The organism is Nostoc sp. DedSLP04 (assembly GCF_034530775.1).
In the GTDB taxonomy this organism is placed as follows: domain Bacteria; phylum Cyanobacteriota; class Cyanobacteriia; order Cyanobacteriales; family Nostocaceae; genus Nostoc.
Genome location: NZ_JAVRCL010000006.1, coordinates 120758 through 135902, shown reverse-complemented (window position 1 = coordinate 135902; position 15145 = coordinate 120758). Strand labels below are relative to the sequence as shown.

Below are 15145 nucleotides of genomic sequence, written 5' to 3'. Positions count from 1 at the left end.
GAGCCGTAGCATTGCTCATAAGTGTCAACTTAACGTGAAAGCCTGCCTAAAACCAGCTTTTATGTATTGTCTCGTTGTCTCGTTGTCTCGTTCCCCTGCTCAGACTGGGAATGCTGTCTTATATCATGTCCGGTGAAAGACTTATCATTAAGAACGCAGGGGGCAGGGGGCAGGGGGAAAGAGGGTTTTCCGGTTTCTGCATAGATGACGGAAATTATAACTAATTAACCGGACATGATATTAGAGGCAGAGCCGCAATTGAAGTGCATTTTCAGCCCAGAGGCTGGAAACGAGATTTGAAAAGGCTTTCAGCTTAAGTTGACACCTGTGAGCAATGCTACGGCTCTACATTCTTTTATATAGCGATTTATTAACTCGCGATCGCTCTCAATTATTTACCTGTGGAATTATACTTAGTACTCAGGGGAAGCTTCCTACTGAAGTTTGCGATGCGATCGCCCTATGCAAGTATTAGGTAGCGGGGGATATGGCTCAAAAGCCAAAATTTTGTATAGTACAAATGTATGATTTGTTAGCCTTGTCTTAGATATTTTATAATTTTATGACACAGATTAAGCCTGAAGTAAAGCGCACAGAAGAATTGCGCCAGTTATTGCAACAAGCCAGCTATGCTTATTACGTCCTAGATGCTCCAATCATGGAGGATGCAGTCTATGACCAGCTATATCGAGAATTGCAACAACTCGAAACTCAATATCCAGAATTGACAGCACCCGATAGTCCGACTCAGCGCGTGGGTGAGAGACCGGCAACGCAGTTTACCTCGGTGCGGCACAATATCCCCTTGTATAGTCTGGAGAATGCATTCAATATTGATGAGTTGCAAGCATGGGATCAGCGTTGGCGGCGACAAGTACCGAAAATAGATGCAGTGGAATATGTCACTGAACTTAAAATTGATGGTTCTGCTTTGGCTCTAACTTACCAAAATGGCATTCTAGTTAGAGGGACAACTAGGGGTGATGGGGTAACGGGTGAAGATATTACCCAAAATGTACGGACAATTCGCTCAATTCCCTTACGTTTGAATTTTGAAGGGTTAGAAATTCTCGAAAGAGTGGAAGTGCGAGGCGAGGCGTTTTTGCCGTTGGAAGTATTTAAACAAATCAACGAAGAAAGGCAAAAAGCCAGCGAGCAATTATTTGCCAATCCCCGCAATGCCGCAGCTGGTACACTCAGGCAACTAGATTCCCGCATTGTGGCTAAACGGCGCTTAGATTTCTTTGGCTACACCTTGCACATTCCTGGTAGGGATGACACCAGTATTGCTAATACCCAATGGGAAGCGTTGGAGTTGTTGGAAAAGATGGGTTTTCGAGTCAACCCCAAACACAAACTCTGTGCTTCGATCGCAGAAGTGGCAAAATATTACGAATACTGGGATACGGAACGGCTGAATTTACCTTACATGACTGATGGGGTAGTAGTAAAGCTGAATTCTTTTAAACTTCAGGAACAGCTAGGATTTACGCAGAAATTCCCCCGGTGGGCAGTAGCCTTAAAGTATCCAGCCGAAGAAGCACCTACGCGTGTGGAAAATATTGCTGTAAATGTTGGTAGAACGGGGGCGTTAACGCCATTAGCAGAGATGCGCCCAGTGCAACTGGCGGGAACAACAGTTTCCCGCGCCACTTTACATAATAGCGATCGCATTGCTCAATTAGATATCCGCATTGGCGATACTGTGATTGTCCGCAAAGCTGGGGAAATCATTCCAGAAGTGCTGAGGGTAATCAAAGAACTCCGTCCCGCTGACACCGAACCCTTCCTTATGCCCACCCATTGTCCAGTCTGCGGCCAATTGGTGGTGCGAGAATCAGGTGAGGCGGTGACTCGATGCGTCAATGCTTCCTGTGCGGCGATTCTTAAAGGTTCCATTGAACATTGGGTAAGTCGTGATGCCTTGGATATTAAAGGTATGGGCGAAAAGCTAGTGTATCAACTCGTTGATAAAGGTTTAGTGGATTGTGTTGCCGATTTATATGAGTTGACAGCAGAGAAATTATGTGAATTAGAAAGGATGGGGAAAAAGTCGGCAGAGAAATTAGTGGATGCGATCGCGCAGTCAAAAAATCAACCTTGGTCAAGGGTATTGTATGGTTTAGGCATCCGTCATGTTGGCAGTGTCAATGCTCAATTGTTGACTCAGAAATATTTTACTGTAGAGCAGTTAGCGGCAGCAAAGCAATCAGATATTGAAGGCATTTATGGTATTGGTGCTGAAATTGCCCAATCTGTGTATCAGTGGTTTCGGATTGATGCTAACCAAAGGTTGATAGAACGCTTACAAGCAGAAGGATTGCAATTAGCTGCCACCCAGGAAACAAAAATACTTGGGGATGGTAATCAAAAATTTGCAGGTAAAACTTTTGTAATTACAGGTACATTGCCAACCTTGAAGCGAGATGAAGCGAAGGCTTTGATTCAAAAAGCTGGGGGAAAAGTAACTGATTCAGTGAGTAAAAAAACCGATTATTTAGTGTTAGGAGAAGATGCCGGTTCCAAGTTAGAGAAAGCAATTTCCTTGGGAATTACACAGTTAAGCGAGACGCAATTGTTGGAAATGCTTGAAGATTAAAATCAGGTAAAAGCCTGGAAAGCTATATATTTCGTGAACGAATCCAGGCAATTAACCCATACTTATCAATTAGCCTAAAAGTATAACCGCTCCAACCTGCATTATTTATTTGGGTGATAAAATCTACTTATGTTTTATATTTTTTAGACTTTGGTATCAATACATATTTAGTACTTCTTAATACTTAACTAATACCAATTCGTAATTAAGAAAGTCAGCTAGGATCTGGGTTTCGGGGTTTAAATCTATTGCCATATTTTAGAGAATTGGTATAAATATAACTTCATAATCACTTTTGCGGAATTTTGATATCTTCTTGTGTATCAAACTTTATTGGCTTATATCTTGCTTTTAGAGCGAGTCCACAAGCGTCTTCATTCTCACCGGAATGAGCAAAGGTGGAGCGTCTCCGGCTCCACTCCTAAATTGTGACTCCTGAATTATTCTTCAATCTTCATTTATCTGAAAGCTGAGTGCAAGATATAAGCCAATATGAACAAAAAAAATTAAATTTTTGTATATTTACAGAGATTTGTTATGAACAAAAGACAACAGGTTTTTAACGGTATTGTCTTGTGGTTGGGACTGGCATTCCTCGGTTTAATGCTGCAACACTTCTACAGTGTACTGCAATATATTTTCTTTTTGCGAGTACCTATAATTGTTGGTTTATTGCTGTTATTCTTGCCAACAATTTCAGTGAATCCTGGTTTATCAGCGATGTTGAAAAACTTATTTGTACTTCGCGCTAATAATCAATTGATTTTGGTTATTGGAGGTGCAGTTTTAGCAGGACTGTCTACAATACAAGTTTTCGATATCATCTTGTATAATTCCCATCTTCGTTTTGATGTACCTCAACAGCAAGTAATTCCAGTATTTCTCCAATATTTAATCGCTATTATTTTAAGTCTTCCAATTGCTATAAAGGCGACTCAGCTTTCTAAAAAAGAAATACAAGAAGCAGATCGTTGCTGGGAAGGTTGGGGAATTATATTTGGCATTATTGCAGGAGCTTTATTGCTAATAACCAATTACTTTAACAAGCATTTTTTTGAACATAATCAGTTTTTAATACAGGCTTTATTAAAAATAATTTCTTTTTTACCAGAAAGAATACAAAGGGGTTATGTAGATGCCAATGGTGATTTATCTTATGGAATTGCTGCAATAACAGTATTTTCACTTTTTCTACTAATTGTTTATGGCTTAGGTTATTTTATCTTGAAACCTCGCCAAAAAAAAGGGAGATTTGAAGCTCCTGCTCTTTTTTATATTACTCTCATTTTATCAGTTATTGTAGTGTGGATAGGAGGAATTTCTTACTTTGTTGATGTGTCTCGCATTCCCACATTGCTATTATTTTTAGCAATTTCATCTGTTTCTTATGCTATTTTTCAGGTAGACCATTTTTATAAAATATACTCAAAAAATAACTGGCTAAAACCAACAAAAGAAAAGTGGATTGACGTTATCTCTCAACGTCTGAAAAATCAACAAACTGAAGATAAAACTTTAGTAGTAGTTTGTGCTAGTGGTGGAGGTATTCAAGCATCTGGATGGACAGCTAAAGTTTTGACTGGTTTACAGCAAGAACTTGGATCTAAATTTACCAAAGCTATTGGTTGGATAAGCTCAGTTTCTGGTGGTTCTGTCGGTACAATGTTTTATTTGGATAGATTTGGAGAACAGGGTTATCCAGAAGAAAATCAATTAAAACAGATTTTTAAAAGCGCTACAGAAGATAGTTTGGATGCTACAGGTTGGGGATTCGCTTATCCAGATTTACTTCGTTTTATTGGTTTACCTTTTGTCTTACCAAAAGAGAAAGAGAAAGATACTACAACTGAACAAGACCGTGGTACTGCTATCGAAATAGATTGGAAAGGGGAAATGAAAAATCCTGATGCAACTTTAGGTAGCTGGAGCAAAAAAATTGACCAAGGAATTATTCCTATTCCTATTTTTAATGCAACTTTAGTTGAAGATGGACGACGTTTTTTAGTTAGTCCAATGACTTTTAGTCCGCATAAGGATTACAAATCTATAGATTTTAATACCCTTTATCCAGAATATGATATTGATGTGACGACAGCCGCTAGATTATCTGCCACTTTTCCTTATGTATCTCCTGTGTGCCGTCCTAGTCAAGACACTAGATGGAATTATCATATAGGTGATGGTGGTTACTTCGACAACTTTGGTATTGGTACTACCATAGATTTACTGAATCAACTATTAGAATCTGAGCAATCTTCCCAAATTAAAAAAGTTGTTTTAATCCAAATAAATGCTTTTCCTGATGATGAGAATCCCCAAAAAGAAAAAGGCGCTCCGGGATGGCAGATGGAAGTTATTGGTTCATTGCTCGCTTTATTAAATGTTCGTAGTGATACACAGAACGAAGGCAATACATTAAATATAGAACTTTTGACAGACAAGTATAAATGTGGCTACAAGCATGATGAGCCGGAAAAAGTGCAGCAATTTTTAAAAGATAAATCTTGTCAGAAAGGAATAGAAATTATGCATATTCCTATTAAATTTCCTCGTGGTAAAATTAATCCTCCACTTTCTTGGCAGTTAACTCAAGAACAAAAAGAAGCTATTCAAAATGCATGGGAAGATTGGAAAATCAGCAACTTTGATATTATTTCTCAACTAAAAAAGATATTTCCAGAGTAATGAGTATTAATTCATCAAATGATTTAGGATTTCTGTAATAATCCTATTCGATTTATCAGCCGCAGATTTCCGAATTTTTAAAGAAGTCAGGGATCTTGTCTCTCAGTCATGATTCAGCATTGATATAGCAAACTAGTTTTGCAAAATTGGATGATTAGACTTTTTGCATGAATAAAAAGCCCTCACCCTAAATCCCTCTCCCAAGTTTGGGAGAGGGACTTTAAAATTGTCTCTACTCAAACGGGGGTAAGTTATTCGGGTCAATACCTTGAGATTGTAAGTAAGCAATCAGTCGTTCTTTTTGCTGACGTTCTTGTTCGGCGCGTTGACGTTCTTGTTCGGCGCGTTGGCGTTCTTGTTCAATCTGTTCTACAGCCCACAGTAGCAAATTACCATCTCGATCCCACCAGCGCAACCAATAACCAGTGCGACCTTCTTTTGTTCCTTGCCAAGTTCCTAAAAATAAGCCCATTACATCAATCCAATGACGACCATTTTCGTCGGGTTGCTTTAACTCATAGCGCTTATTTTCCAGTTGATAATATTCTAATAAACCGCCATAAGGTTCAAAAATCACGTAGATGGGAATCTGCAAAATTTGCTCGTAGAAAAACCATTTTCCTGGTGGATAAGTTCGCTTGACTGAATATTCTCCACCTTCAGTATCGGATAAAAATTCAATAGCGATCGCCGGAATATCTCCTTCTAAATTGGGTGTATAACTTTTGCGGTTAGCCACCATTTCATTAACCGACGGCACATAAACCCAATCTGGTGCTTTGGCAATAAATTGCTCGTTGACTGTCGCACAAAGACCAAAGTTTGAAGCTATCAACATCTGGGGTTGGATGAATCCACTGATTTCTAGGCTTTCACGCAAAGCACCAGCTAAAAGTGGCTGACCGGTATTCTCCACTGGTTCATCCTCTAGTTGAAAATCTTTGGGTAAGGCTTCCCAAGAGATTACCAGTTCTGTTGGTGATTTGGCTTGGCTGAGTTGGGTTGCCATAAACACAGCATGAATTTATTCTCGATCTTATCGCAAGCGATACTAATATCATGTCCGCATAATTAGTTATACTAACCACAGTCATTACACCCCACCCCCAACCCCTCCCCGCTTTTCGGGAGGGGAGACAAAGTGCAGCTTTGGCGGGGTGGGGTTCTTCGGGTTTAATAAGCAATCAAGCGGACATGATATAAGAGCAAAAAAAGGGGCAGAAAACCCGCCCCCTATTTAACCAGGAAAGTAAAAATGCTCTAAAGCAGTACTTTAGCTAAAATCGGTTCCACACTCTTAGAAATCTCTGGAACATACACCTGTGAAACGTAGTCGGCAATCATTCTGTCGGTGTTGAATAACGGCGCATTCGTCTTAATGGACGTTTTCATCATTTGCACCCAACGGTGGGGAATGCCTTGGGCATCTTGGTCATAGTATAGAGGAACGATTTCTTCTTCTAACAGCTGATAAAGCGATCGCGAATCAATCCCATCTTGCAATTCTTGATCGCTAGTATGAGCATCTTCACCAATTGCCCAACCGTTAATTCCTTTACCATCGGGCCCTGTTTGGTAGCCTTCGCACCACCAGCCATCCAAAACGCTGCAATTCAGACCGCCGTTAAAACAGACTTTTTGCCCACTCGTACCAGACGCTTCCAAAGGACGACGGGGATTATTTAACCAAACATCCACGCCTTGCACCAATTTTTGACCAGTGTAAATGTCGTAATCTTCAATAAAGGCAACTCGGTTGATAATCCCAGAATTGTGACACCACTCCATTAAGCGTTGGATAATCCGCTTACCTTCTTCATCGGCTGGGTGGGCTTTACCTGCAAAGATAATTTGTACTGGACGTTGAGCATTACCAAAAATCTTCAGTGCGCGTTCGGCATCGCGCAAAATCAGATCGCCGCGTTTATAAGGGCTGAAGCGTCTGGCAAATCCAATGGTCAAGACATTGGGATCGAGTAATTTTTCGGTTGCTTGAATGAGTTGATGATTTTCGCCACGCAACTCCCGTGATTTCTTTACCTTATAACGGGTGAAGGCAATCAATCTTTCTTTAAGAATGAGATGCCGCGACCACAATTCCTCATCGGGAATCTCGTCAACTTTAGCCCACATCTTGGGATCGACGGCGCGATTTTTCCAGTCTTCTCCCAAATATTCCTCGTATAAGTCACCTAACAAGGGTGCAGTCCAAGTGGGTGCATGAACGCCATTGGTAATGTAACCAATTGGTACTTTATCTTCGGATCGCTGTGGATAGAGAACTGTCCACATTTTACGGGAAACTTGACCGTGCAATTCACTCACGCCATTACAAGCACGAGACATCCGCAATGCTAAAACGGTCATCCCAAAGGGTTCCCAAGGATCGCCCAATCGCCTTGCACCCAGCGACAAAAATTGTTCGCGCGAAAGTCGCAATTGCGGCCAATAGCTGGCAAAGAAGGAGTCGATTAAATCGGGTGAGAAGACATCATGACCGGCGGGAACGGGGGTATGGGTGGTGAATACGCAACTGTTGCGCACCTTGGCTTCGATGTCGTAGAAAGATTTACCAGTCCGTTCAATTTCTACCCGCGCAACTTCTAAGGTGCAGAATGCAGCGTGTCCTTCGTTGAGGTGATAGACAGAAGGTTCAATTCCCAAGGCGTGTAGGGCGCGAACACCACCAATTCCCAAAACGACTTCTTGGGCGATGCGGGTTTCCAAGTTACCGCCGTATAAGTGTCCCGTCAACCAACGGTCAATGGGATCGTTATCGTGGCGATCGCTATCTAATAAATATAAGGTGACTCGCCCAACTTGCACTCGCCAGATTTGCACTTTTACAACCCGTTGGCGAACTTGTAACTCGATAGTCACCGATTCCCCTTGCTCATTTTTAATTAACTCCAAGGGCATGTGGTCAAAGGGGTTGTCAATATAATAATCTTCTTGCCAACCTTGGCGGTTCAAGCGTTGCCGAAAATAACCTTGGCGGTACAACAAGCCAACACCAACCAACGGCACACCCAAATCTGATGATGATTTCAAGTGATCCCCGGCGAGAATTCCTAAGCCGCCAGAGTAGACGGGTAGAGATTCATGGATGCCAAATTCGGCGCAAAAGTAAGCAATAGGATGCTCTCTGGATACTTGCGGTGCAACTCGACTAACCCAAGTATCTTGCTGGTTGATGTATTGGTCAAACTCACGTGCGAGGGCGGATATCTGCTTTAGATAAAATGGGTCTTCTGCTAATTGCGTCAAACGCTCATAAGTTGCCGACTCTAAAATTGCGACTGGATTATGCCCACAGCGTTCCCATTCTTGGGGATCGATGCTTTGGAATAGGGAGATGCGATCGCCGCTCCAACTCCACCAGTAGTTATAAGCCAAATCTGCTAAACGTTTGAGCGGTGAAGGTAACTTTTCACTCAAGTGTCGTGCTGCGGTGATTGCACTGCTATTAGCCATACTAAATCTACGTCCTCGCGCTTAACTTTTTCTCTATGTATGGGGAACTGGGGAAGAAGCAAGGGAGCAGGGAGCAAGGGAGAATTTTCCCTTTTGCACCCTGCCCCGATGCCTCTTTTCCATACCCAGTCCCTTTTATTTACTCTTCAGGTTTATAACACCGGAGCCTTCACGTGCTGAATTCTCCCCTGAAGTTGGAACAGTTTCTCGACATCAAACCTTATCCAAGTAAATGGTTTGTATTGTTTTCGTCTTCTAAAAATTATCTCTACTTTTGGACAGATTTAATATGTTTTTTCTATCAAATTCGTTGACATTATTTTACTTTTTTTGTTTTATTGTAAATATTTATTTATATTTTTACAATCAGTAACTAAAGTTATTTATATGTCTTGATAATAGTCAATTTTTAACTACAGCTACTTGCATCCCAATAATGCTTTTTATCTGAATTTCTTTTATTCCTTGGTAGCAAACCATTGTAGTGGCAAAAATTTCATAATATTTGTTACAGTTTTTAAAGTTTTTAATTCTGGTATATCTGGTTTTAATTGTTCTGCGATCGCTAATTTTGGTTCAGCTTGTGTAGGTTGAAAATTATATAAATAAACAAAAGCTAAATAAATCCATGTGTAAGGATTTTGAGCATCATATTTAGTTAATTCTTTTAAATTTTGGATTAATTCTGGGACTTGGCGCTGTAAAAGTTGTGATAAGACTAAAGTGTAACGCCAATTTAAATTATTTGGCTCTGCTTGCAGATAATAATTAGCCGCGAAATCAATTTGTTTTAAATAATCCTGAGTGGGATCGTATTGATTGAAATGACCTATCTGCACAAAGATATTATTTAATTTACCCTGTTGTAACTCTTGTGCTAGTTGTGAAGTTCGGGTAACTAAATCTAAAGCTGGCGATTTTTCTACTGTTCTTACATCTGTCACATTTACAGTAATATCTGGAAAATTTAAAGTTGTGGTTTTGTTGTTTCTTCTATCTAAATATAGTGCTGATAGCTGATATTTTCCTAGTGGTAGTGTTTTCGGAATAAATGTAGCTAAAGCTTCTTTCACCCGGAAAGTTCCTTCAGGATGACATTTGATCCCACAGTATAAATTACCTAAACCAATGGCATGATCGTGATACCAGGATGATTGGCCATTTTGCCATTTTAGCAGTAATATACCATTTTGCAAATCATTCCATGAACCTGTTATCTCATAGTTTACAGGGTTGTTTTTATCTAAAATTAATTGCTGAGAAATCGCAACTTTTTCTAGACTAATTGCAGACTCGCTATTATTAATTTTTTCAACAGTTACAGGAGGATTTTTGCAGTTATATAAATGCATTTTATCTCCATGAGGTAATATCCAATCGCCCTGTAATTTCAAATCAGGAGAAGATTCGACTAAAAATTTTAATTTCTTTTTAGTCTCTCCACTTTCTCCAGGTCTATATGGTTCATTATCTCTAGTAATATACCAACAAAAATATTGTAAATCTTGCTCTATCTGAGATAATTTGGTTGTTAATTTTCTGCCAGATACGCGAAAATCTGCTAATACTCCAAAATAATTTAAAGTATATTCATTTATCTGCGGTGTAGAAACAGGAATTACCCCTAAATTCGACCTTAAATATAAATTGGTTTCGGTGATTTTATGTATAAGTTTCTCTAGAGGATATTCTTGAGCATCATTATTAGGCAAATGTCTACCACCCCATGTTTGAATTAGGGGCAATGGAAACAAATTGTTTAGTAAAACTATGCAACTTAATACTAAAGTGGCTAATCTCAGTCTATCAAAATATATATTTTCAACTAAATTAAATAAATCCGCCAATATTAAACTAATTATCGGAAAGCATGGCAGAATAAATCTAATGTCTTTATTTGTGCCCAAAGAACAAATTATATAGCTACTAATTAAGGTAACTAATAACCAAATTCGAGCCGATTTATGGAGATTCGCTGAAATTGAATTAGTAGTAAATTTATATTTCATCAGATAAACCAATAAAATGCCAATACTCGCACATAATATTGGGAAACCAACGCTTTCTGGGATCATTTGTGGATAGTATAGCCATCCAGCAATAGTTGTGGGAGAAGGATCGCCCTCCCTTTTTCCAACTTGGTTAGCATTTAATGCCGATGTAATAATTGTTAACCAATTTAAGCCATACCAAAAACTACAAATTAACCAAGCTATTATCAAAGATAAGCAAGCTTGAATTAGTTTGATAAATCTACGTTTTCTAATAAAACTAATTAATACCCAAAGACTAGGAACTAAAATAAAAATAAAACCTGTAGGTTTAGCCAACAAAATTAAACCTATTCCAACGCCCAATAGGATAGTTAACACCCATGATAAAAACCCAATATAACTATCTTTCCAAATTGTCAGGGCTGTAAAAGTTACTGTAACAATTGCTGTCAACCCATAATCTATTAAATAATCTGTCCTAATAATTCCTAAAATAGGAAATAATACACAAAATATACTGGCAGTTATGCTAATTTTTCGATTTTCAAATAAAAAATTACCTAAATAATATACTGAAAATATAATCATTGCAGTATACAATAAGTTGACCAAACTTGCTTGGTCATATCCACGGCCGAACAATATCAAAAATGGGACAGTGCAAATATATACAAAAGGAGCGCGATAACTTGGAGTTAATTGCCACAGAGATAACCACCAATTCCCTGAGAAGATATTGAAGTTTTGAAAAACTTTATAATGATGTAATGCTGTAGCTAAATGTGCGCTTTGATCGAAGGCTGGAATTGAGTTATCTAATAAAAACCAAGCTCTATCTATAGCTAATGCTATCACCCAAATTACTAATAAAATAAGATAATCTTTTCGATGCTGAGAATGGTCAAAATTACTCATATTTATTTGCTCAAAAACAAAGTTTAATCAATTATATATCTGTCATGTATCGACGTTTTATTAATACCAAAATAAATATGTATAGTGAAGAATTATACCGCTCCCAAAGGTGAAGAGATTCTAGTAGCGGAAGATTCGCCGATTCAGAGGCTGGCCGACCTAAAGGGTAAAAAGCTCGCTTTTGACAAAGGCTCAAACGCCCATTATGTGCTTGTGCGATCGCAAGCAAAAGTCGGACTTGATTTTAGTAGCATTGAACCAATTTATTTGACACAATCGAAGGCGCTGCCCCGATTTTGCCGAGGTGAAATCGATGCTTGGGTGCATTTGGGTTCCCTACACAGCTACTCATGCCCATTGCAGATTTAGAGAGCATAGGTGATAAAGCTTACTGGCGTGTCAAGACTAAAATAGTGCATAAATATAACTCTTGTGGTGTGGGCATCTTGCCTATCGGTAATCGTGTTACCCAGTTCAGTGGCAACGGCTCCTGGTGAGATATTAGTCGAACGGATTTCACCATTTGACTCTAGCCGCAGCCCCTCAGAAATCGCCCGCACTGCGTACTTGGTGGCACAGTAAACGGCCGCTCCCGGAAACACTTTATGTCCGGCCACTGATGATAGGTTAATGACGTGACCAGACTTTTGCTGACGCATAATCGGCAACACGGCAGCAATCCCATAAAGAACGCCCTTAATGTTGATATCGATCATCCGCTCCCACTCGTCTACCTTTACTTGGTCGAGGGCAGAAAGCGGCATCAATCCGGCATTATTGATTAGTACGTCAATCCGGCCGTATGTACTCAAAGTTTCCTTGGCTAAAGCTTCCACTTGGGCGCTATCTGCTACATCCGTTACTTGATAGGTTGCAGTTCCTCCTGATTTAGCGATCGCTCCAACCAAATCTTTTAGCCGATCTTCGCGTCGAGCAGCCAGCATCAGTTTGGCTCCACTAGCAGCAAGTCGCTTCGCAGTTGCCTCACCTAACCCACTGCTGGCTCCAGTGATGATTACCACTTTGTTTTGAATCTCAGACATATTTATTCCTGGGGATTGATTATTGAGTATGAATCGTGAAACATCGGGTGCTGTTTCAGATGAACTCAGCATTATTTAACCATATCAACTAGTGGTCTGTTCCATTAATTCTGATGGGTGAACTGATTCTTAATTTTTCTTCCTTTGCGCTCTACCCTTCGGGAAGCCACTTTGTGTCTATGCGTCCTTTGCGGTTCGTTCTCTTATTTCTCAAAATTAATGCGATAAACCACTAGTTTGTATACTCGATCGACGTTTTTGTATCGGCAACATCACTAATCCGAACCGCTATCATCACGCCATTTGATTTCTGTCCCGTTAAAACTTCAATTCGGGAGTTGAGACTATCTCATAAACTTAATCTTTCTCTACATACCAAGAGGTATTGCTTCACCGTTCTTTGCCGCTTTTGCGAGTAAGTCGCGGACTTCTTCATCAGTCGTTTGAGGAAAGCTTTCGTACCAAAGACCAACGCTCTGGAAAGGGTTGGGTCTGGAGATGCAAACGATTTCGTCAACTTCAGTTTCTAACTCTTGGCAAGTTTCGGGTGCAGCCACAGGCACAGCGATCGCAATCTGAGCAGGTTGCTGTTTTCGTACAGTTACAACAGCAGCCCACATCGTTGCACCCGTTGCTAAACCATCATCTACCAAAATGACTGTGCGTCCTTTCAAATCTCTTAAGGGGTGATTTTGGCGATAAAGCCGTTCCCGCCGCTCTAACTCCCGTTCTTCTTGTAGTGCCACCTTGGCAATTACTTCATCGGATATCTTCACCAAGTTGATAATATGTTTATTGACTATCCGCACACCACCAGAAGCGATCGCTCCCATCGCTAGTTCTTCTCGATCGGGCACACCCAATTTACGTACCACTAAAACATCTAAGGGAGCATTTAAGGTTTTGGCAACTTCAAAAGCAATGGGTACACCACCCCTTGGTAGCCCTAATACCACAACATCTGGGTCATTAGCATAAGCGGTTAACTCTTGAGCCAAAACTTGACCTGCAAACCTCCGATTTTTAAATAGCATGATGTAATATTCCTAAATATTCCTAATTGGTTTCCAAAAAATTAAATAAATATTTATTTACAATACGTTTGTTATTGGCTATCAACTTCAAAAAATGTAGCAATTGAGCAAATTCCAAACTTGTTGTTATAGTTCAGATGTTCTAAATCGATCTTAGAAAGCTAAATATTCCCTGTCCTCCACTAACGGAGCGACATCTTCAATCTACAGTTCTATCAAACGGATGAGTTAGCTTTAATGCAACAAGATTTCTGCATCTTGTGTTGAGACTATTTTACTACTCCCGACTCAATATCCCTCCCCAAATGGCTGATTGAAAAGACATTGTGACGCAGTTAACTCTTGCTGTAGGGGGTTTACTGCTGTAGATAACTGGTGTTAGCGTGAAGCAAAGTTATAGGGCGATCGCAAAAGAAGGCTGACATGGAAAACCTAATGTTTAAGTAGGGCTGCATTTGAAAACTGCTATAACTTTTGCCACTTGCTAACATTTACTGTTAGACTTTTACTGAGTATTTTGTTTTACTATAAATTAAAAAATACTTAATTGTTAGCAGATGCAAAAATTTATGAAAATCCAGTGATAATGCAATTGTTAATTCTTCGTATGTCCCCTGTTGCAGACCTTGTGTTGATATTCTCTTTACATTCTCCCTAAATTGTGAACATGAGATAATGCACCATCTGCTTGTTCGTTATATAATGCTTAATATTACAGAAAAAGTCATCAAAGTTACCCAATTAACACTTTTGAATAAAAATTAATAGGGTAGAATCACTGAATATGCTTGAAAATCAAAAGAAGGGTGTTTTTCATGATCGGCTTAACCAATTCAGAAAACGGCACAGTTAGCAGCACAGCAGCTACTAAGAGACTGGCAAGGGCGATGATGGTTTCTGGCGGACAGTTTTCACTGTTATTGGCTTGTTGTAACTGTGTTCAAAAACAGCAGCAAGTGTTGAATTTGCTAACAGAATTTTCATCAGCAGATATCCACGAAATTTTGCTCTCCCCTACTGATGACAAATTATACACAGCTATTACAAGTGAAATTGGTACTACTCAACCCGAAGCTTTGATGGTACGAGGCTTAGAATCTGTAGTGGCAATTAACCAACTGATTATTAGTACCAATATCATGCGAGATGAGTTTCGGAAACAGTTTCAGTTTCCCTTGGTATTGTGGGTCAATGATGAAATTCTGCGTAAGCTAGTCTGGCTAGCACCTGATTTTAAAGACTGGGCAGCTAGTACTATTAGATTTGATGTACCGAATAATCAGTTAATTGAATCTGAACAACCTATCAGCGCCTAAATATTGCCCGAAATTACTTTCAAAATCTTATATATGCTAGGTTGAGCCGAGCAAAATCGAAGCTCAGGTTCTGTCACATTATTTT

At 39.6% G+C, this 15145-nt stretch carries 10 protein-coding genes; 5 read left to right on the top strand and 5 right to left on the bottom strand.

Annotation, left to right across the window (positions count from 1 at the left end; genetic code table 11):
• The first annotated feature begins 334 nt into the window (after nt 1-334).
• The 3 genes from RMX89_RS05630 to RMX89_RS05620 all read left to right on the top strand — a co-directional run bounded on the left by RMX89_RS05630 (nt 335) and on the right by RMX89_RS05620 (nt 5284).
• On the top strand, nt 335-475 hold the full coding sequence (locus RMX89_RS05630; RefSeq protein WP_322682528.1) for a hypothetical protein: 141 nt from the start codon (nt 335-337) through the stop codon (nt 473-475).
• An 87-nt stretch (nt 476-562) separates the two neighbouring features.
• The gene (gene ligA, locus RMX89_RS05625; protein WP_322682529.1) at nt 563-2599 is read left to right on the top strand and encodes an NAD-dependent DNA ligase LigA; all 2037 of its coding nucleotides are present in this window, start codon (nt 563-565) and stop codon (nt 2597-2599) included.
• A 537-nt stretch (nt 2600-3136) separates the two neighbouring features.
• Entirely contained in the window at nt 3137-5284 is a 2148-nt protein-coding gene (locus RMX89_RS05620; protein WP_322688214.1) for a hypothetical protein, read from the top strand.
• Nucleotides 5285-5516: 232 nt separating this feature from the next.
• Here the strand turns inward: RMX89_RS05620 and RMX89_RS05615 are convergent, their stop codons facing one another.
• The 3 genes from RMX89_RS05615 to RMX89_RS05605 all read right to left on the bottom strand — a co-directional run bounded on the left by RMX89_RS05615 (nt 5517) and on the right by RMX89_RS05605 (nt 11667).
• Nucleotides 5517-6293 (bottom strand): Uma2 family endonuclease, encoded by a 777-nt coding sequence (locus RMX89_RS05615; RefSeq protein ID WP_322688213.1) that lies wholly within the window; start codon nt 6291-6293, stop codon nt 5517-5519.
• A gap of 251 nt (nt 6294-6544) precedes the next feature.
• Entirely contained in the window at nt 6545-8758 is a 2214-nt protein-coding gene (gene glgP, locus RMX89_RS05610) for an alpha-glucan family phosphorylase (RefSeq protein ID WP_322682532.1), read from the bottom strand.
• 458 nt (nt 8759-9216) lie between these two features.
• Nucleotides 9217-11667, bottom strand: coding sequence for a hypothetical protein (locus tag RMX89_RS05605; RefSeq protein ID WP_322688212.1), 2451 nt, complete (start codon nt 11665-11667; stop codon nt 9217-9219).
• 84 nt (nt 11668-11751) lie between these two features.
• Between RMX89_RS05605 and RMX89_RS05600 the strand changes: the two genes are divergently transcribed.
• The gene (locus RMX89_RS05600) at nt 11752-12036 is read left to right on the top strand and encodes an ABC transporter substrate-binding protein (protein WP_322688211.1); all 285 of its coding nucleotides are present in this window, start codon (nt 11752-11754) and stop codon (nt 12034-12036) included.
• Here RMX89_RS05600 and RMX89_RS05595 read toward each other — a convergent pair.
• Both RMX89_RS05595 and RMX89_RS05590 read right to left on the bottom strand, forming a co-directional pair.
• Nucleotides 12033-12782: an SDR family oxidoreductase gene (locus RMX89_RS05595; RefSeq protein WP_416211963.1), complete on the bottom strand. Its 750-nt coding sequence runs from the start codon at nt 12780-12782 to the stop codon at nt 12033-12035. The genes RMX89_RS05600 and RMX89_RS05595 overlap by 4 nt on opposite strands.
• 296 nt (nt 12783-13078) lie before the next feature.
• A complete protein-coding gene (locus RMX89_RS05590) occupies nt 13079-13744 on the bottom strand; it encodes a phosphoribosyltransferase (RefSeq protein WP_322688210.1) in 666 nt (221 codons plus the stop codon).
• Nucleotides 13745-14559: 815 nt separating this feature from the next.
• Here RMX89_RS05590 and RMX89_RS05585 point away from each other — a divergent pair.
• A complete protein-coding gene (locus RMX89_RS05585; protein ID WP_322669527.1) occupies nt 14560-15060 on the top strand; it encodes a hypothetical protein in 501 nt (166 codons plus the stop codon).
• The last annotated feature ends 85 nt before the right edge of the window (nt 15061-15145 follow it).

Excerpts from the sequence above, each read along its gene's own strand:
- RMX89_RS05605 (WP_322688212.1), bottom strand. The coding sequence starts at position 11,667 with ATGAGTAATTTTGACCATTCTCAGCATCGAAAAGATTATCTTATTTTA.
- RMX89_RS05585 (WP_322669527.1), top strand. The coding sequence starts at position 14,560 with ATGATCGGCTTAACCAATTCAGAAAACGGCACAGTTAGCAGCACAGCA.
- RMX89_RS05620 (WP_322688214.1), top strand. The coding sequence starts at position 3,137 with ATGAACAAAAGACAACAGGTTTTTAACGGTATTGTCTTGTGGTTGGGA.
- RMX89_RS05595 (WP_416211963.1), bottom strand. The coding sequence starts at position 12,782 with ATGCTGAGTTCATCTGAAACAGCACCCGATGTTTCACGATTCATACTC.
- RMX89_RS05590 (WP_322688210.1), bottom strand. The coding sequence starts at position 13,744 with ATGCTATTTAAAAATCGGAGGTTTGCAGGTCAAGTTTTGGCTCAAGAG.
- ligA (WP_322682529.1), top strand. The coding sequence starts at position 563 with ATGACACAGATTAAGCCTGAAGTAAAGCGCACAGAAGAATTGCGCCAG.
- glgP (WP_322682532.1), bottom strand. The coding sequence starts at position 8,758 with ATGGCTAATAGCAGTGCAATCACCGCAGCACGACACTTGAGTGAAAAG.
- RMX89_RS05630 (WP_322682528.1), top strand. The coding sequence starts at position 335 with ATGCTACGGCTCTACATTCTTTTATATAGCGATTTATTAACTCGCGAT.
- RMX89_RS05615 (WP_322688213.1), bottom strand. The coding sequence starts at position 6,293 with ATGGCAACCCAACTCAGCCAAGCCAAATCACCAACAGAACTGGTAATC.